This is a genomic window from Pseudomonas sp. B20(2017) (assembly GCF_002113125.1).
Lineage (GTDB): Bacteria > Pseudomonadota > Gammaproteobacteria > Pseudomonadales > Pseudomonadaceae > Aquipseudomonas.
The window spans coordinates 155,465-172,083 of sequence record NZ_NEJP01000009.1; the positions used below are offsets into that span (position 1 = coordinate 155,465).

At 61.3% G+C, this 16,619-nt stretch carries 15 protein-coding genes; 8 read left to right on the forward strand and 7 right to left on the reverse strand.

Going from position 1 to position 16,619, the window contains the following annotated elements; genetic code table 11:
• The first annotated feature begins 90 nt into the window (after positions 1–90).
• Complete coding sequence (locus tag CAF63_RS15280) at positions 91–465, forward strand: glutamine synthetase (RefSeq protein WP_085686056.1); 375 nt, start codon at positions 91–93, stop codon at positions 463–465.
• Here CAF63_RS15280 and CAF63_RS15285 read toward each other — a convergent pair.
• On the reverse strand, positions 462–1,661 hold the full coding sequence (locus CAF63_RS15285) for an N-acetylmuramoyl-L-alanine amidase (protein WP_085686058.1): 1,200 nt from the start codon (positions 1,659–1,661) through the stop codon (positions 462–464). The two genes, CAF63_RS15280 and CAF63_RS15285, sit on opposite strands and share 4 nt — an antisense overlap.
• Positions 1,662–1,745: 84 nt before the next feature.
• Here CAF63_RS15285 and folE2 point away from each other — a divergent pair, with 84 nt between their 5' ends.
• The 6 genes from folE2 to CAF63_RS15315 are packed head-to-tail and all read left to right on the forward strand — an operon-like array spanning position 1,746 to position 6,958.
• Positions 1,746–2,642: a GTP cyclohydrolase FolE2 gene (gene folE2 / locus CAF63_RS15290; protein WP_085686060.1), complete on the forward strand. Its 897-nt coding sequence runs from the start codon at positions 1,746–1,748 to the stop codon at positions 2,640–2,642.
• Positions 2,639–3,307, forward strand: coding sequence for a metal ABC transporter ATP-binding protein (locus CAF63_RS15295; RefSeq protein WP_085686062.1), 669 nt, complete (start codon positions 2,639–2,641; stop codon positions 3,305–3,307). The genes folE2 and CAF63_RS15295 overlap by 4 nt, the downstream gene beginning before the upstream one ends.
• A complete protein-coding gene (locus CAF63_RS15300; protein WP_085686064.1) occupies positions 3,307–4,173 on the forward strand; it encodes a metal ABC transporter permease in 867 nt (288 codons plus the stop codon). Before CAF63_RS15295 ends, CAF63_RS15300 begins: the two co-directional genes overlap by 1 nt.
• Before the next feature lie 11 nt (positions 4,174–4,184).
• The gene (locus tag CAF63_RS15305) at positions 4,185–5,060 is read left to right on the forward strand and encodes a metal ABC transporter substrate-binding protein (RefSeq protein ID WP_085686066.1); all 876 of its coding nucleotides are present in this window, start codon (positions 4,185–4,187) and stop codon (positions 5,058–5,060) included.
• On the forward strand, positions 5,057–5,617 hold the full coding sequence (locus CAF63_RS15310) for a carbonate dehydratase (protein ID WP_074689871.1): 561 nt from the start codon (positions 5,057–5,059) through the stop codon (positions 5,615–5,617). Before CAF63_RS15305 ends, CAF63_RS15310 begins: the two co-directional genes overlap by 4 nt.
• A 3-nt stretch (positions 5,618–5,620) precedes the next feature.
• On the forward strand, positions 5,621–6,958 hold the full coding sequence (locus CAF63_RS15315; RefSeq protein WP_085686068.1) for a dihydroorotase: 1,338 nt from the start codon (positions 5,621–5,623) through the stop codon (positions 6,956–6,958).
• Positions 6,959–7,005: 47 nt separating this feature from the next.
• On the opposite strand, the gene CAF63_RS15320 is transcribed toward CAF63_RS15315, so the two are convergent.
• Entirely contained in the window at positions 7,006–7,524 is a 519-nt protein-coding gene (locus CAF63_RS15320) for a DUF3617 domain-containing protein (protein ID WP_007954220.1), read from the reverse strand.
• A 146-nt stretch (positions 7,525–7,670) separates the two neighbouring features.
• On the opposite strand from CAF63_RS15320, the gene cls reads away from it, so the two are divergent.
• Positions 7,671–9,110, forward strand: a complete 1,440-nt coding sequence (gene cls / locus CAF63_RS15325; RefSeq protein ID WP_085686070.1) for a cardiolipin synthase — start codon at positions 7,671–7,673, stop codon at positions 9,108–9,110.
• A 2-nt stretch (positions 9,111–9,112) separates the two neighbouring features.
• Here cls and cfaB read toward each other — a convergent pair whose 3' ends face one another.
• From cfaB to hflK (CAF63_RS15350), 5 genes are all read right to left on the reverse strand, one after another.
• Positions 9,113–10,300, reverse strand: coding sequence for a C17 cyclopropane fatty acid synthase CfaB (cfaB, locus tag CAF63_RS15330; protein ID WP_085686072.1), 1,188 nt, complete (start codon positions 10,298–10,300; stop codon positions 9,113–9,115).
• A gap of 178 nt (positions 10,301–10,478) precedes the next feature.
• Positions 10,479–12,386, reverse strand: a complete 1,908-nt coding sequence (locus CAF63_RS15335) for a heavy metal translocating P-type ATPase (protein ID WP_085686074.1) — start codon at positions 12,384–12,386, stop codon at positions 10,479–10,481.
• The gene (hflK, locus tag CAF63_RS15340; RefSeq protein ID WP_085686076.1) at positions 12,383–13,441 is read right to left on the reverse strand and encodes a protease modulator HflK; all 1,059 of its coding nucleotides are present in this window, start codon (positions 13,439–13,441) and stop codon (positions 12,383–12,385) included. Before hflK (CAF63_RS15340) ends, CAF63_RS15335 begins: the two co-directional genes overlap by 4 nt.
• On the reverse strand, positions 13,438–14,484 hold the full coding sequence (gene hflC / locus CAF63_RS15345) for a protease modulator HflC (RefSeq protein WP_085686078.1): 1,047 nt from the start codon (positions 14,482–14,484) through the stop codon (positions 13,438–13,440). The genes hflK (CAF63_RS15340) and hflC overlap by 4 nt, the downstream gene beginning before the upstream one ends.
• Complete coding sequence (hflK, locus tag CAF63_RS15350) at positions 14,481–16,427, reverse strand: protease modulator HflK (protein WP_085686080.1); 1,947 nt, start codon at positions 16,425–16,427, stop codon at positions 14,481–14,483. The genes hflC and hflK (CAF63_RS15350) overlap by 4 nt, the downstream gene beginning before the upstream one ends.
• Positions 16,428–16,619: the final 192 nt, after the last annotated feature.

Consider the following 16,619-nt stretch of genomic DNA (forward strand, 5'->3'; position numbering starts at 1 on the left):
TATAGTATAACAACAAAATCAATCCACTCTCTTCTTGCCCAAAGTGACAAAGGGCCCGAAGCTGCAATCAGGTCGTCGCCGAGTGACATCATGAAAACTGTGCTGAAATACTCGTTTATCTGCCTGGCATTGCTGACGCTGAAAGCCGAAGCACAAGTGCCGGGGCTCGCCAATTGCACGCGCAGCGCGAACCTTTTGGCGTGCATCGATGGCAACGGCAACGCCTATAGCGTCAACACGGTCGGCAGCACGATTTACCTGCGCGGATTTGAAAAAGCCGGAAACCGCTATTGGGCGCAAACCAACAGCCGCTATGGACAACTGACATTCTTCACCGGCATCGCTTCCGATGGAGAAGCTTGGGTTGGCTACAACCGCCGTGTGGGCTGGACGACGATCAACCGGTTCTCCAGCTCCGGCGGCAGCAGCGCGAAGTTCACCTGCAGCCGGATCACTGGCTGCTAAACCCGCGATCCTTTCTGCTCTTGCTGCCAGGCCATGTAGCTGTCGACAGGTGGATTTTTCTGGAAATAGCGCTGCAAGCCCTCAAACAAACCGTCTGCCACGGCTTGCTGATGACGCGCCGTCACCAGGCGCTGACTGTCCCGCGCATTGGAAATGAACCCGGTTTCCACCAGGATCGACGGCACATCCGGCGATTTCAGAACGGCAAATCCAGCCTGTTCCACACGTTTTTGATGCAGCGTGGTGATGCCGGCCAAGCTGCCGAGCACTGTGCTTCCGAGTTGCAAACTGGCGGCGATGGTTGCGTTCATCGACATGTCGAGGATCACGCCAGCGAGCATCGGATCCTTGTCCTTGAGATTGAGCAGGCTGGTCGCGCCGAGCAGATCCACACCGTTCTCACGCTGCGCCATGAAGCGCGCGGTGGCGGAAGTGGCACCGCCTTCCGAAAGGCAATACACCGACGCGCCAGAGGCGGTTAGACGCGGTGCAGCATCGGCGTGCACCGAGACGAACATGTCGGCTTTGTGCTGACGCGCGATCTCCACACGCTTGCGTAACGGGACGAAAAAATCGTCGTTACGAACCAGCTTCACATCAAAGCCTTTCTCGCGCTTAAGCCGACGTGCGAGCAATTGCGCAATGGACAGAACCACATCCTTTTCACGCTCGCCCTTGGCGCCGATTGCCCCTGGATCTTTTCCGCCATGACCAGGGTCGACCACCACCATGATGTCGCGCTTGGGGTGAGATTTTTCCTGGGGTGTTTCACGTGGAACGCTCGCAGGCAGCCCCGATGATGCACTCATCAAGTCCAAAACCAGACGGTGCCCTTGCCCATCTTGAGGCGCCAGCAAGAATGAGTTGAGCTGAACCGGGCTGCTTAGATCCAGTACGATCCGGGAGTTCCCTTGGCCAAAATGGCCGGAGCGAATCGAATGAATAGGGGTGCCGGATAACGCCAACTGGCTGAAATCCCCACTGAGGCTGGCGCCGCTGAAATCGATGATCAACCGCTCGGGCGCACTCAAGGTGAATGTCTTATAGCTCACGGGACCACTCAGATCGAACACCAGCCGAAGCTTGTCATCCGAACGCCAAAGCCGCGCATTGCGTATCTGCGTGGCGGACACCGAAAAAGGCAAAACAAAGGCCGCGCTGGCCAGCATCAGGTTGAGCAAGTGGCGTCTGTGCATATGAAAGCCTGTTCATGAAAAAGGCATCGTGGTTTGAATTGTTATAATGTAACATCAAATTCAATCACCATGATGGAACTGCTCATGAACGCGCTGACTTTGCCGGATGTCGCGGCTCAAGCCGCCCGCCAGGCCCTGCCTCTCGAATGGGTGGGGATGTGCGGCATCGCATTACCTGTGTTTATCGAAGGCCAACGCCTGGCCGCCAAAGCGGATGCAGGCGTCAGTCTGGATGATGGAGACGCCCGCGGCATTCACATGTCGCGGCTCTATCTGGGGCTGGAAGCGCTGGAGCAGCAGAACCTTTCTCCCGCCCTTCTGCGAAAAGCTCTGCAGCGTTTTCTCGACAGCCACGAAAATTTGTCCGAAGCCGCCTATCTCAATATCCACACCGATTTACTCCTGAGAAGGCCCGCGTTGGTCAGTCCTTTGGCAGGATGGAAAACCTATCCCGTCACTGTTTCAGCCCAGCTAAAAAACAAAGTGTTCCACGTGGAACTGAAAATCGACGTCGCGTACTCCTCAACTTGCCCGTGTTCTGCGGCATTGGCGCGGCAGTTGATCCAGCAACAATTCGTCGACGACTTCGCCAACAAACCGCTGCAACACGCCGATGTGCTGGCGTGGTTGGGCTCGACCCAAGGCATCGTAGCCACACCACACAGCCAACGCAGTACCGCCCAGTTGCATCTGCACCTGGACGAATTCGTCGACGAACTACCCCTGACGTCCATCATCAACGACGCTGAAGCCGCCCTCGGCACCGCCGTGCAAACCGCTGTGAAACGCGCCGACGAACAAGCCTTCGCCCTCGCCAATGGTCAGAACCTGATGTTCTGCGAAGACGCTGCCCGACGCCTGAACCTGGCGCTGCGCCGCTCACCCGGTGTCAGCCAATTCCACGTAAGAGTCATCCACGCCGAAAGCCTTCATGCTCACGACGCCGTCGCCGAGAGTTATTGGCGCCGGGAGGAGCCATGATTCACTGCCAGAACCTGAGCTGGGGAGCACCCGGCCAACCGCTCACCGCACCGATTAACATGAAGTTGGAAAGCGGCAGCTTGACAGCAATCATCGGCGTCAACGGCAGCGGCAAAAGCAGCCTGCTCAAAGTCATCGCCGGATTACAGCGACCGCTGTCCGGCAAGGTCGAGTTGGGTGTTCCACGCCAAAGCGGTTTGTCCTTCCTGCCTCAGCAACAGCATCTGGATCGACAGTTCCCGATCAGCCTTCAGGAATTGGTGGCTGCCGGTTTCTGGGGGCGCCGACTGTCATCGCAACTCAGGGCTCAACGTCTCGAAGCTGCGCTCGAGGATTGGCACCTGAGCGGACTGGAACATCGTCCCCTGATGGCCCTTTCCGGTGGAGAACTGCAACGCGCTCTGCTCGCCCGATTGAGTCTGGCCGACACACCGTTGCTGCTGCTCGACGAACCCCATGCCGCGCTCGACGAACTGGGCCAGGAGCTGTTGTGGCAACACCTGCACGCCTGGCATGAACAAGGACGAACCCTGGTCGTGGTTTGCCACGACCTTGCCGCTGTGCGCCAACACATCCCACAAACTTTGCTGATCAAACAGAGCGGCTGCGCATTCGGCAGCAGTGCCGACCTCATCCAGCAAACACCTCACACGCAGGTGGCCTGATGTTGACGCTCAGCCATCTATGGCAGCCGTTCCACGAGTTCGTCTTCATGCGTCGGGCCCTGCTCGGCGGTCTGGTATTGGCGTGCAGTACGGCACCACTGGGCGTGTTTCTGATACTGCGCCGGATGAGTCTGATCGGCGACGCCGTCGCCCACGGCATCCTCCCCGGCGCAGCGTTGGGGTTCTGGTTCGCCGGGCTGAGTCTGCCGGCGCTGACCCTTGGCGGACTCGGAGCCGGCCTTAGCATGGCCGGACTCGCCGCATGGATCACCCGACGCACCGGCCTGCGCGAAGACGCCAGCCTCGCCGCGATCTATCCCATCTCGCTGGCCAGCGGCGTACTGATTCTCGGCATCGCCGGCAAGCGACTGGATCTACTGCACCTGCTGTTCGGCTCTGCCTTGGCGGTGGACGGGCCGACCCTCAACGGCATGTTGTGGGTATCGGCGCTCAGCCTGATGGCCATGGCGCTGATCTACGAACCCCTGCTGCTCGACACCCTCGATCCGTTTTTCCTGCGCACGGTCAGCCGACTCGGCCCCGTCGCCCATGGTGTGTTCCTGACGCTGGTGGTGCTGAATCTGGTGATCGGCTTCCAGGCGATCGGCGCCCTGATGGTGGTCGGCCTGATGATGCTGCCCGCCGCCGCTTCACGCTTCTGGAGCCGGCGCCTGCCGATCCTGATTGCCATCGCCGCGCTCATCGGTTGCGCATCGGTATGGCTTGGTCTGTTGCTGTCGTTCTACTACTCGCTGCCCAGCGGCCCGGCCATCGTGCTGGTCGCCGGTGTCGGTTACTTGCTGTCCGTGGTGTTCGGACCGGTTCACGGTCTGTTGCGCCGCCCGCCTTTGCTCACATCCCAATGAGGTGTTTCCCGATGCGCGTTCTACTCGTGCTGTTCAGCCTGATGCTGTCGATGTCGTTATCGGCGGCGGAAAAACTTCCGGTGGTCACCAGCTTCAGCATCCTTGCCGACATGGTGCACCAGGTCGGCGGCGAGCATATCCAGATCACCAACATGGTCGGCCCCGACGCCGATGCCCACACTTACGAGCCGACGCCGGATGACGCCAAGGCACTGCTCAAGGCGAAGCTGATCATCAAGAACGGACTGGGTTTCGAGCCGTGGCTGGATCGGCTGGTCGCCAGCACCGACACCAGAGCCCCGGTGATCAGCGCCAGTCGCGGCGTGATTCCACGCTCGCTGGATGAGGACGGCGAAACCGTTCCCGACCCTCACGCCTGGCACAACCTGGCGAACGCCGAGCTGTACGTCGCCAACATCACCAAGGCGCTGATCGCTGCTGACCCGGCAAACAAAACCGACTACGAGCGCAACAGCCAGGCTTACCTGAAACAGATCTACGCCCTCCTCGCCCAAGCGAAAGCCAAGCTCGGTTCACTGCCGCCGGGCAACCGCAAGATCGTCACCAGCCACGACGCCTTCGGTTATCTCGGTCAGGCCTACGGCATCGACTTCATGGCGCCACAAGGTCTGTCCACCGAGCGCGAACCTTCCGCTGCCGAAGTCGCCGCGCTGATCACCCAAATTCGTCAGGCCAAAGTCAAAGCGGTGTTCATGGAAAACATCAAGGACGCGCGCCTGCTGAAACAGATCGCCGACGAAAGCGGCGCACATATCGGCGGCACGCTGTACTCCGACGCCCTCGCCGCAAACGATCCGGCCAGTACCTTCACCGGGCTGTTCGAATACAACCTCAACACTCTCTACCAAGCCCTGAGCCAGCCATGATCCGAAAAAATCCTTCCGGTGATTTGCCGCAAATTGCCGAGTCTGCCTACGTCGATAAAACCGCGATCATCTGCGGCAAAGTGGTGATCGGTGAAAACGTGTTCGTCGGCCCGTACGCGGTGATCCGCGCCGATGAAGTGGACGCCACGGGCGACATGGAGCCGATCACCATCGGCGCCAATTCGAACATCCAGGACGGCGTGGTGATCCACTCCAAATCCGGCGCGGCGGTGACCATCGGCGAATTCAGCTCCATCGCCCACCGCTCGATCGTGCATGGCCCGTGCACGGTCGGCGACCGGGTGTTCATCGGTTTCAACAGTGTGCTGTTCAATTGCGTTGTGGGCAACGGTTGCGTGGTGCGGCACAACTCAGTGGTCGATGGCCGGGATCTGCCGGACGCGTTCTACGTGCCCTCCACCACTCGCATCGGGCCGGGCACCGACCTCTCGCAATTCCCGCCGGTGAGCGTCAGCGCTTCGGAGTTTTCCGAAGACGTGGCGCGCACCAACGTCGACCTGGTGCGCGGCTACAAAGCCCTGCAGAACGAGTTCTGAATCATGAGCAGTGTGTTGATTCGCAATGCGCGGCTGGTGAACGAAGGTCGTCAATTCGACGCCGATCTGTTGGTCAGCAACGGGCGCATCGTCAAGATCGCCGGCAGCATCGAAGGTGAAAACGCGACCCGTGAAATCGACGCGAACGGCCAATGGTTGCTGCCGGGAATGATTGACGACCAGGTGCATTTTCGCGAGCCGGGTGCGCCGGCCAAGGGCAGCATCCACACCGAATCCCGTGCAGCCGTGGCCGGTGGCATCACCAGTTTTATGGACATGCCCAACACCAATCCTGCCACTCTGACATTGGAAGCGCTGACCGACAAAAAGCGCCGGGCAGCGATCAATTCGGTGGCCAACTACGGTTTTCACTTTGGTGTCAGTCACGACAATCTGGACACCGTCGCAGCACTCAATCCGAGCGAGGTGGCCGGGGTCAAAGTGTTCATGGGCGCGTCCACCGGCAACATGCTGGTGGACGACCCCAACACCCTCGAGCGCCTGTTCGCTGAAGTGCCGACGATTCTGCTGGCTCACTGTGAACACACGCCAAGCATCGATGCGAATGCCGCGAATCTGCGCGAACGCTTCGGCAACCAACTGCCACCCGACGCCCATGCGCTGATCCGTAATGCCGACACCTGCTTTCGCTCATCGTCTCTGGCAGTGGATCTGGCCCGACGTCACGGCACCCGCCTGCACGTCCTGCACCTGACCACGGCCCGCGAACTGGCGTTGTTCGAAGACAAACCGCTGTCGCAAAAACGCATCACCGCCGAAGTTTGCCTGCATCACTTGCTGTTCGATGACCGTGACTATCCGAACCTCGGCAACCTGATCAAATGCAATCCCGCGATCAAGTCCCAGGCCGATCGTGACGCCCTGCGCCAGGCACTCCTGAGCAATCGGCTGGATGTAATCGGGAGCGATCACGCGCCGCACACTTGGGCGGAAAAACAGCAAGCGTATGAACACGCCCCGTCCGGACTGCCACTGGTGCAGCACGCGCTACCGGCGCTTTTGGAACTGGTGGCGGATGGCGTACTACCGATCACCACGCTAGTGGCGAAGACCAGCCACCGGGTGGCGGATCTGTTTGCCATTCCGGATCGCGGTTATTTGCGTGAGGGGTATTGGGCGGACCTGGTGTTGATTCAACCGGAGCCCAAAGGTGTCGCGGTTTCACGCCAGCCGGTTCTGTCGCAATGCGGCTGGACGCCGTTCGCTCAGCGCAGCTTTCGGCATCGGGTCAGCACGACGATGGTTTCGGGGCAGATCGCATGGCATGACCATCGGATCCATGACAACTGCCAGGGATTGCCACTGCGGTTCATGCGTTGAAAAAAAAACCGCCTCCACTCGACGTGGAGGCGGTTTCGATAATGACGTTACGCTCTCGGTTTGACGGTGCCGCAATCCTGACCCAGCCAGACCGCCCGGGTTTCCAGACTGCCCTTCTGGTTGATCCCGATGGCGTTGAAAGTGCCGTTGGCGACAGTGGTGAACTCGCGGTCACTGAGGAACGTCGCGACACCGGTGCCTTGGGCTTTCGGACAACTGAAGCGGAATTTCCACTGGTTGCCGACACGCTCGGTGATCTGCTGCTTGCAGCCCGACTGCGGATCCGCCAGTGGAATATCGTTGGTTGCCACCTGCTGCGGCGTCAGGCAGGCGCGAATGCCCTTGCCGCCGATGTTGATTCCCTGCTTCTCCAGTTCAGCCCGTTGCTGCGGAGTGATCTGGCCCTGAATCTGGCCGAGGATTGACTGCACATCCATCACCTGATCATCGACCTTCACATTGCTCGACGTCATTTCCCACAACCCCGGCTGCAGCATTTGCGCCTGAGCAACCACCGGCAAGGCCAAACCCAGGCCCAGCGCCAAACCCAGCAGACGAACGTTCATTGAAAAACTCCTGATCAGTAGTGGCCGTTAGACGCCGGCCGCCTGTTTCGGTTCATGGCGGACGCTGGCGGCTTGAAAACAAATAGCGACAATCGCCATGGAAAATGGTCTGTTAAGCATTGAATCTTCAGGAGCAAGGTTGCCCCATGGATTATTTCGGACCGCACATTTTCGGTTATCTGATCGCCCTGATACACACCCTTGGCTCGATCGCCGCAATCCATGCCGTATTGACCGTACGCACCGCCCAAGGCTCGATCGCCTGGGCGTTGTCGCTGATCTTCATTCCCTACCTCACCCTCATCCCTTATCTGGTGTTCGGTCGCAGCACCTTCGATGGCTACATCAAGGCCCGCCGCCAGGCCAACGAACAGATGCGCCAGGCGATTTCCGAACTCAACTGGCGGCCGTGGGTGGAAGAAGCCCTGACCGCCCGCGCCTCGAATGCTTATGACTCGTTGCGGGCAATGCCGAAGCTGGGGCGCATGCCATGCCTGGCCAACAATGAAGTGCGATTGCTGATCAATGGCGCGGCGACCTTCGAGGCGATTTTCCACGCAATCGACCAGGCGCGGGAAGCGGTGTTGATCCAGTTTTTCATCATTCACGACGATCGCCTCGGCCAGCGTTTACGTGACCTGTTGCTGAAGAAAGCCGCCGAAGGCGTGGTGATTCATCTGCTCTACGACCGCATCGGCAGCCACGCCCTGCCCCACAGCTACGTGCAGGCGCTGCGCGATGGCGGCGTCGAGGTCAAGGCGTTCGCCACCCGCAGCGGCTGGCTCAATCGTTTCCAGGTGAATTTCCGCAACCACCGCAAGATCGTGGTGGTCGACGGGCTGATCGGTTTTGTCGGCGGCCACAACGTCGGCGACGAGTACATGGGTGAAAAACCACCGCTGGCACCGTGGCGCGACACCCACGTCCAGGTGCGCGGGCCGGTGGTGGCGTGCATGCAGGAGTCGTTTGCCGAAGACTGGTTCTGGGCCGCGCGGTCATTGCCGCCGCTGATCCTGCCGGACGCATACCCCGAGGACGGCGTGCTTTGCCAATTGCTCGCCAGCGGCCCGGCGGATGCTTACGAAACCTGCTCGCTGTTTTTCGTCGAAGCCATCCACGCCGCCACCGAGCGCGTATGGATCACCAGCCCCTACTTCATTCCCGACGAAGCCGTTTTCGCGGCATTGCGCCTGGCAGTTTTGCGCGGAGTCGACGTGCGCCTGCTGCTGCCTTCGCGCCCCGACCACCGCATCGTCTACGCCGCCTCCAACCTGTATGCGTTCGAAGCGGTACGCGCCGGCGTGCGGGTATTCCGCTACGAGCCGGGGTTCCTGCATCAGAAGGTGGTGTTGATTGACAGCGAGATCAGCGCGATCGGCAGCGCCAATCTGGACAACCGCTCGTTCCGGCTGAATTTCGAGGTAATGCTGCTGACCGTCGACAGCGAATTTGCCGCCAGCGTGGAACAGATGCTCAACGATGATTTCGCCCAGGCCTACGAGGTCGCCAAAGAAGAAAGCCGGGAGATCCACCGCCTGCAACAGGTCGGCATGCGGATCGCCCGGCTGATTTCACCGATTCTCTAGGTTCAAGGGTGGTAGATGTCGTCCCTCGTCCACGGCAGTTCATGACTGCCATCGGCATGGGCCTTCACGGCGAGGATCTGGTGCAGGTTGATCCAGCCGCGAGCGAACGCATAAGCGCAGCCCGCGAGGTACAGACGCCAGATACGCAGCGCCTGGTCCGGCACCAGTTTCGCGGCGGCTTCAAGGTTGTCCTCAAGCCGTTCGCTCCAGTGGTCCAGGGTGCGCGCATAGTGCAGGCGCAGACTCTCGACGTCGACGATCTCCAGACCCGCTTCGCTGATCTCGGCCGAGATCATCGCCAGGTGCGGCAGCTCGCCATTGGGGAACACGTATTTCTCGATGAAATCCCCGGCGCCGCGTCCCACCGGGCGGCCATCGGTGTGCTTGGCGGTGATGCCGTGGTTCATCACCAGACCGCCCTCTTTCACCGCACCGAACAGGGTTTTGCAGTATTCGGCGAGGTTGGCGTGGCCGACGTGCTCGAACATGCCGACGCTGACCACTTTGTCGAAGCGTCCATCCTGGGGCAGATCGCGGTAGTCGAGCAGTTGCAGTTCGATCTGGTCTTCAAGTCCCTCGGCTTTGACCCGCTCACGGGCCAGCGCCAGTTGCTCTTTGCTCAGGGTGATACCGAAGACCTTGGCGCCGAACTCACGGGCGGCATAACGCGCCAGTCCGCCCCAACCGCAACCCACGTCCAGCAGATAGTCGCCGGGCTGCAGGCGCAGCTTGCGGCACAGGTGCCGGAACTTGGCTTGCTGGGCTTGCTCCAGAGATTCGCTACCGGTTTCGAAATACGCGCAGGAATACGCCATGTCGCTGTCCAGCCACAGCTGGTAGAACGCGTTGGACAGGTCGTAGTGATAGGAAATGGCCTTGGCGTCGGTTTCCTTGTCGTGGAGCGTACGCACCGGCTGACTGTCCTCGTCTTCATCGAGCAGCGCGGAGCTCAGCTCATCGCACACCCGGATGACTTCGCTGATCGAGCCCTCCAGTTCGAGTTTGCCCTCCACAAACGCCGCCCCCAACGCGTCGAGACTTGGATGGGTCAACTGGGACACCATCAACGGGTCCTTGACCACGATGGTGACACTGGGCGTCGGGCCCAGATTGAATTCATGGCCGTCCCAGAGTCGCAGGCGAAGAGGAAGCTGCAGATTCTGTAAGGCCGGTGGAAGTTGCGCGAGCATGGAATATCCCCCTGGTTTCAGACGTCTGATCTGAGGGTAGACCATCCTTGAAAATTAGCAGGCTATCGATTTGATAGTCGCCGACTATCAGCCACAGCGGCTGTTCACCGCGCTGTCATCCGTGTTTCAGTGCGCCTTCTTAAATGACTGCGAGAGCGGCGCACAGTTCGAAAAATGATCAGTCCGACGCTGTCAGCTTCAGCAGCGGCTCCTGAAAACGCAGCAGCCGGCCAGCATTGCCCAGCACCAGCAGCGTGCTAAGGTTGTGCAGCAATGCAGCGATCATCGCGCCCGCCGCACCGAGCCAACCGAAGGCCGCGAATACCACGATGGCCAGCGTCCAGCCCAGGCCGATGATCACGTTCACCTGCAAGGTTTTTCGACACTGTCGACTCAGGCGCACACAGGTGCCAAGCCGACGCAGGTCACTGCCGATCAGCACGATGTCGGCTGACGCCAACGCAATGTCCGCGCCGCCCGCTCCCATCGCCACCCCGACCACGCCCGCCTTGAGCGCCAGCGAGTCATTGATCCCGTCGCCGACTACCATCGGCCGGAAGCCGTTGTCGATTTCCTTGAGCACTCGGTTGAGCTTGTCTTCGGGCAACGCCTGGGCTTCGACTTCGTGCAGGCCGACATCCCTGGCGAGGGTTTGCGCGACGCTCTGTCTGTCGCCGGTCAACAGCAATTGCCGCCCCAGCCCGAGGTCACGCAGTTCACTCAGCGCAAATCGTGCTTCCGGTTTGACCGTGTCGGCCAGCAACAGCCAGGCGAGGAATTCTCCGTTCAATGCCAACCCGGCAATCGGGCCATCGTGTTCGGGGATGGCGGTGGTCGGGATGCCCAACTGCGCAAACAGCTCCGGACGCCCGAGTGCGGCCTCGCCTTGCGCGGTTTTGGCCACTACGCCCAGCCCCTGCCGCTCATGAATATCGGTCAGCACCAACACCTGTTCCGCGCTGACCAGTCCGGCCAGCGCACGGCTGACCGGGTGGCTGCTCGCCGCCCCCAGGCTTGCAGCCAATGCCATTACCGACCCGTGATCCGCTCGCGGGCTGTTGATCGACTGCAAGCGCAGCGTGCCGTACGTCAGGGTGCCGGTCTTGTCGACGACCAGCGAGGTGAGATCGGCCAGTTCCTCAAGGAACGCCGAACTGCGGATCAGAATCCCGTGCCGGGCCGCCACCGCCACACCGGCAATCGCCGTGGCCGGCGCCGAAAGCACCAGCGCGCATGGGCACGCCGCCACCAGCACCGCGAGCATTGCCTGTGCATCGTTGGTGATGAACCAGGTCACCGCCGCGAGCAACAACACCAGCACCATATAACTACCGGCATACCGTTCGAGCAAACGGGTGATTGGTGGCTTGGAGCGTTCGGCGTTCTGCATCAGCGCGATGACCTTGCCGAGGGTCGATTCGTCCCCGGTACGGGTCACTTCGATTCGCAGCAACCCGTCGAGGTTGATCGCGCCGCCGAACACCGCCATGCCGACGCCCGCCTCCACCGGCACTGACTCACCGGTGATCGACGCCGTATCGAGGCTGGCCTGGCCGGATAAAACCCGACCGTCCGCCGGCACCCGATCCCCGGCGCGCACTTCGACTTTGTCACCGGCGTTGAGCGCGCCGTTGTCGACTTCGATGATCGAGCCGTCCGCCTGCACCTTGCGCGCATGACTGCGCGTCAGTTGGCCGAGGGCATGAATCGCTTCCTGGGAGCCGATCACACTGCGCTCTTCCAGCACGTGGCCGAAGATCATGATGATTGGCAACAGCGCGGCCGTGAGCAGATCGCCCGTGGCCCAGGCCCCGATCATCGCCAGGGCGATCAACTGGTCGGTGATGCCATGCAGGCTCGGATAACGCAGGCTGAACCACGCCGAACGCATCACCGGCACCGCGACTAATAAAGAAGCGAATCCGAGCAACAACTGACTGACGCCGGTTTGCTCCGGCATCAGCCAGCGCCAGATCAACCCGAGACCGAGCAAGCCGAGGGCGAGCATCGCCAAGGTCAACTGGCGCGCGGCGCGGCGTTGTTCGGCCGAGGACAACAGGCCCGGAGCGGAGGTAGTGGCAGTCATTTACTGGCTCCCTGAATGATCAGGCGGGAATCGTCTTTCGGATCGACCGTGGTGACCGAACCGGCCTGACCGAGAATCTTCGGCATCCGCTCGCGGTACAGGCGCAACAACATCTGCGGGTCCGTGCCCTGCTGTTGCGCCTTGGCCAGGCTCAACACCGTCGCCGTGTCGGCGGAAGCTTTGGCAAGGCGCTCACCGGCCTGGGCGTGGGCGACTTGCAGCGTGCGGTCGGCCTGCTCGTTCGCAGACTGGGTGAGTTTTTCGGCCTCGGTACGGGCATTGGCGACCGCTTTGTCGGCTTGCTGGCTGGCAGTGAGGACGGCGTTGAACGCACTGACCGCCGGCTCCGGCAGACTCGATTGCACATCGACCCGCGCCACTTCGATGCCGATGCCCTGACCGCTCGCCTTCAACTCGGCGAGACGTCGGTTGATGCCTTGCACCAGATCGCCACGCAGCCGCTCGCGACGTTCGGCCGCCTGATTGTCAGCGCCGATCAACTCTGGCCGCGCCACCAGAATCGTGTCCAGGTCCCGCGCGGCCGTCAGCGCCACTGCGCTGCGGGTCACCACTCGATCCAGCGCCGGCAGCACGTGCTCGCCTTGCAGCACAAAGTCATAAGGATCGGTGACCTTGTAGAACACCCGCACATCCAGCTGCACAACACCGGCGTCACCGGTGAGCAGATAACCGGAACCGGCGAGCGCATCACTCAGCGGCGTGGCGAAGGTAGCGACGCGATCCGCGTGCAAGGCCTGATCGCTGCGCAGCAGATTTTCCACCCGCCGTTCGATCACTCGATCCGCCGCCGGCAACAAAACCACCTGTTCGAACGGCTGCGGCCAGGCCAATAACAACCCGGCATTCTGAATGCGATCCAACGCTCCGAAATGCAGAACCACCGCGCGATTTTGCGGATCGATTTGCCGGACGTTGGAAAATGCCCAAGCCAATGCCGCGAGTACCGTCACCGCGTACAGCGCGAAAAACGCCAGACGTCCCGCTTGAATCCACGGACTGTTCAGCGAATGTGTTCCACGTGGAACTTCATTCATGGCTGCGTTCCGCTTTTGCTGTCGAGATTGGGCGGACCGTCGACCAACACCCGGAATGGCGCGGCGTCGGTGCGCAGGATCAGCTTGGTGTCTGGCGAAACGATGGTGCCCAGGGTGTCCAGCGAACGCAGCAAGTTGTACAGCTGCGGCGAACCGGCGTAAGCACGTCCGTAAATCTGCGCCGCTTCCACTCGCGATTGGGCTTCGATATCGGCGGCTTTCACCGTGGCATCGGCTTGCACAATTCGCGCATCGCGTTCGGCGGCGGAGCGGATTTGCGCCGCTTCACGTTTGCCGATGGCAGTACGTTCGGTGGCGATGGTTTCACGCTCGGCACGCATCCGGTCGACCGTTGCGGTCAGGGTCACCGATGGCAAGGTCAGCCGTTCGATGCCCACCTGCACCACCCGCACGCCGTAAGTGGCGAGCAGTTGCTGATCGATTTGCTGGCGCAACTGCGCTTCAAAATCGGCGATGCGTACTTGGCTGGCATCGGTATTCACTAGATTGGCCAGATCGAAACTGCTGGCCGTTGTTTCCAGTGCCGAGCCGACAAACGTCCGAATCTGTCGCGCCGCTTCGTCCGGCTGGTTCTGCACCGCTCGCATGAAGCGCTGCACGTTGTCGGGATCGCCTTGCACCTGCCAGGCCACATACGCCTGAACGATGATGCGCAAACCATCGCGGGTGCCGACGTCCTGCAAGCCACTGGAGGTCGTGCGTAAACGCAGGTCTACCGGAATCGCCGCTTCGAACGGTGCCGGCCAACGCCAGCTCAGACCCGGTTCCAGCAACACGCGGGACGGATTGCCGAAACGGGTGATGACCGTGGCTTCACCGGAGCGCACTTGCACCAGGCTCGCCGCCGCGATGGCGAACGCCACCAGCAACGCTGCCCAGCCCATGCGTCTCCACGGAAAAGGCCCCGCCTCCTCCGGCGCACCGTGGTGATGGTGATGATGCCCGTGATGGTGATGACCGCCGCCATGAGCATGATCGTGGCCGCTGTGGTCATGGTGATCGTGAGTGTGCGACTGGCTCAATGGGTGGCTCCTGGCTGAGCGGTGGTACGCGCCGGATCTGCCGGCAGCGTGAACGTACGCAGGTCGATGGTCGGTGCGTTACTGCTGCCGCCCAGGCGATGGTCGAGTACCAGCAGTTTGGCTTTGCTCAAACCCTGGCTGAGTTGGCTGAGGTATTGCTCCAGCACGAAGGCCTGGCCGGCGCTGGCGTAGGCTTTTTGTTCGGCGCTGAATTTCAGATCCGCCGCCCGGGCCGTGGCGTTGATTTCATGGGCGTTGGCACTGGCCTGATCCCGCACGAGGCTGGCCTGCAACTGCGCCTGATTACTGGCTTCGGCAGCAGCACCGCGCTCGCGTGAGATCAATGCCTGAGCGCCGATCTGCGCGGCTTGCACGCTGTGATAGGCATTAGCCGCCCCTGCCGGCGGGTGAATCGCTTCGACCACCGTGGCGAGAATTTCCACGCCGCTGTCGAGCTTCTGCAGATCGTTTTGCACGGCGCGGCCGATTTCTTCGGCGAGCCCGGTCCTGTCCTCACCGAGCAAACCGTCGAGAGTGCGCGACGCAAAGTCATGCACCAGAATCCGGCTGGCGGTGCTGCGGATCAGCGTGGGCACATCGGCGCTGTTGTAGGTGGCGGCCAGCGCGGCTTGATCGCTCAGACCGATGCGGTAGACGAAGCGCACGTCCATGTTGACGATCTGAAAGCTCTGCTGATCGCCCCGGCTGCTGGCGATAACCTGAGACTTGTCATTGACGTGACTGGCGTCCCACAAACGGTTGGCGGTGAGTGGCGCCGGGCCTTCTGCCGGGTCCAACTGCACGGGTGCCGGGTTTTCACCGACGCTGGTCGCCAATTCATGGACCACGCCGTTCTCGACACTCAGCACACGCCCCAGCGGCCAAGGCAAACCGGCGTGCAGCCCCGGGCCGAACACCTGCACCGGTTTGCCGAAGCGCTCGTAAATCCCACGGCTTTGCATCGGAATTTCGTGAAGGCCGGTGAGCAACCAGCCCACCGTTGCCATCAGCACCAACACCGGCAAGAACGCCCGGCGCATGTAACTGAAGGCCCAGATCTGGCGCAGATCGATGCCGAAGCGGTTGTGCAATTCATGCTGCAATGCGAGCAAAGGTTGTGGCGGCCAGCGCAGCAGATCGGCGACGAAACTGCGGGCCAGCAACACCGGTTCGAGTTGTTCGCGACGCGGGCTGAACAGCGACAGCAGCGCGCGCAACAGCAATTCCAGGGCAACCAGCCCCGGCAGGATGCCGATCAACACTGCCAGACGCACCGGCCAGATTGCACTGTCACTGGCGAACAACAGACACAACGCGCCCAGCACCAGACTGATGATTGCCACCCGCGTTAGTTGCGCCAGCGCTCCGGCCTCGGGCCATTGCGCCGGGTTTTCCTGCGCCAGTTGCCGCTCCAGTACCAGCAGAGCGAACGCCAGCAGCAACGCGATGGCCGCGCCGACCGTAGCGGACAACCCCACACCCGCCGCCGGCAGCGTCAGATTCCACGTCTGCTCGATGCTTAACAGCACCAGCAACGACCACCCGCCCAGCCACAATGTGGGCGCGCCGATCTGCCCGAACAGGTGCAGACTACGCTGGCTCATGCGATCCAGCAGCCGCTCGTACCAGCCTTCCGGCGCAGGTTCCTCAGCAGCCGTAACCGGCACGACGGGATTGATCACCCGCGCTCGGCATTGCGTCACCCACCACGCCGATTGCAGTCCGGCCACCAGCACCAGCAACGCCGCGCTCTGATTGACCAGCAACGCGGGCCACAGCGATTGCGGCGCAAACAGCCCGACAAAAAACGCCAGCACCCACCCTGCCCCGGCCAATGCGCCCAGACCGATCGCCAGGCGACGCAAACGCCGGCCCTGCGTTGCCGCTTGCTGAAAGCGCGGCAATCCGGTCACCGGCGAGCCTTCATCCAGATCGACTTGCATATCCCCCCAAAACCCTTGGCTCACTGCACATATCGTTACGATATAACGAAAGTCGTGAAATATTTGTACTCATTTGCGCTATTCAAAGATGCGCAACCTGTCGCTTGCCTGAAGCCTTGACCGAAATGTCTGGAAACGCACATATTACGTTCGTAATTTTCAGTGCGAACTACTTTTACCGATCCGCATCCT

Excerpts from the sequence above, each read along its gene's own strand:
- CAF63_RS15280 (WP_085686056.1), top strand. The coding sequence starts at position 91 with ATGAAAACTGTGCTGAAATACTCGTTTATCTGCCTGGCATTGCTGACG.
- CAF63_RS15285 (WP_085686058.1), bottom strand. The coding sequence starts at position 1,661 with ATGCACAGACGCCACTTGCTCAACCTGATGCTGGCCAGCGCGGCCTTT.
- folE2 (WP_085686060.1), top strand. The coding sequence starts at position 1,746 with ATGAACGCGCTGACTTTGCCGGATGTCGCGGCTCAAGCCGCCCGCCAG.
- CAF63_RS15295 (WP_085686062.1), top strand. The coding sequence starts at position 2,639 with ATGATTCACTGCCAGAACCTGAGCTGGGGAGCACCCGGCCAACCGCTC.
- CAF63_RS15300 (WP_085686064.1), top strand. The coding sequence starts at position 3,307 with ATGTTGACGCTCAGCCATCTATGGCAGCCGTTCCACGAGTTCGTCTTC.
- CAF63_RS15305 (WP_085686066.1), top strand. The coding sequence starts at position 4,185 with ATGCGCGTTCTACTCGTGCTGTTCAGCCTGATGCTGTCGATGTCGTTA.
- CAF63_RS15310 (WP_074689871.1), top strand. The coding sequence starts at position 5,057 with ATGATCCGAAAAAATCCTTCCGGTGATTTGCCGCAAATTGCCGAGTCT.
- CAF63_RS15315 (WP_085686068.1), top strand. The coding sequence starts at position 5,621 with ATGAGCAGTGTGTTGATTCGCAATGCGCGGCTGGTGAACGAAGGTCGT.
- CAF63_RS15320 (WP_007954220.1), bottom strand. The coding sequence starts at position 7,524 with ATGAACGTTCGTCTGCTGGGTTTGGCGCTGGGCCTGGGTTTGGCCTTG.
- cls (WP_085686070.1), top strand. The coding sequence starts at position 7,671 with ATGGATTATTTCGGACCGCACATTTTCGGTTATCTGATCGCCCTGATA.
- cfaB (WP_085686072.1), bottom strand. The coding sequence starts at position 10,300 with ATGCTCGCGCAACTTCCACCGGCCTTACAGAATCTGCAGCTTCCTCTT.
- CAF63_RS15335 (WP_085686074.1), bottom strand. The coding sequence starts at position 12,386 with ATGACTGCCACTACCTCCGCTCCGGGCCTGTTGTCCTCGGCCGAACAA.
- hflK (WP_085686076.1), bottom strand. The coding sequence starts at position 13,441 with ATGAATGAAGTTCCACGTGGAACACATTCGCTGAACAGTCCGTGGATT.
- hflK (WP_085686080.1), bottom strand. The coding sequence starts at position 16,427 with ATGCAAGTCGATCTGGATGAAGGCTCGCCGGTGACCGGATTGCCGCGC.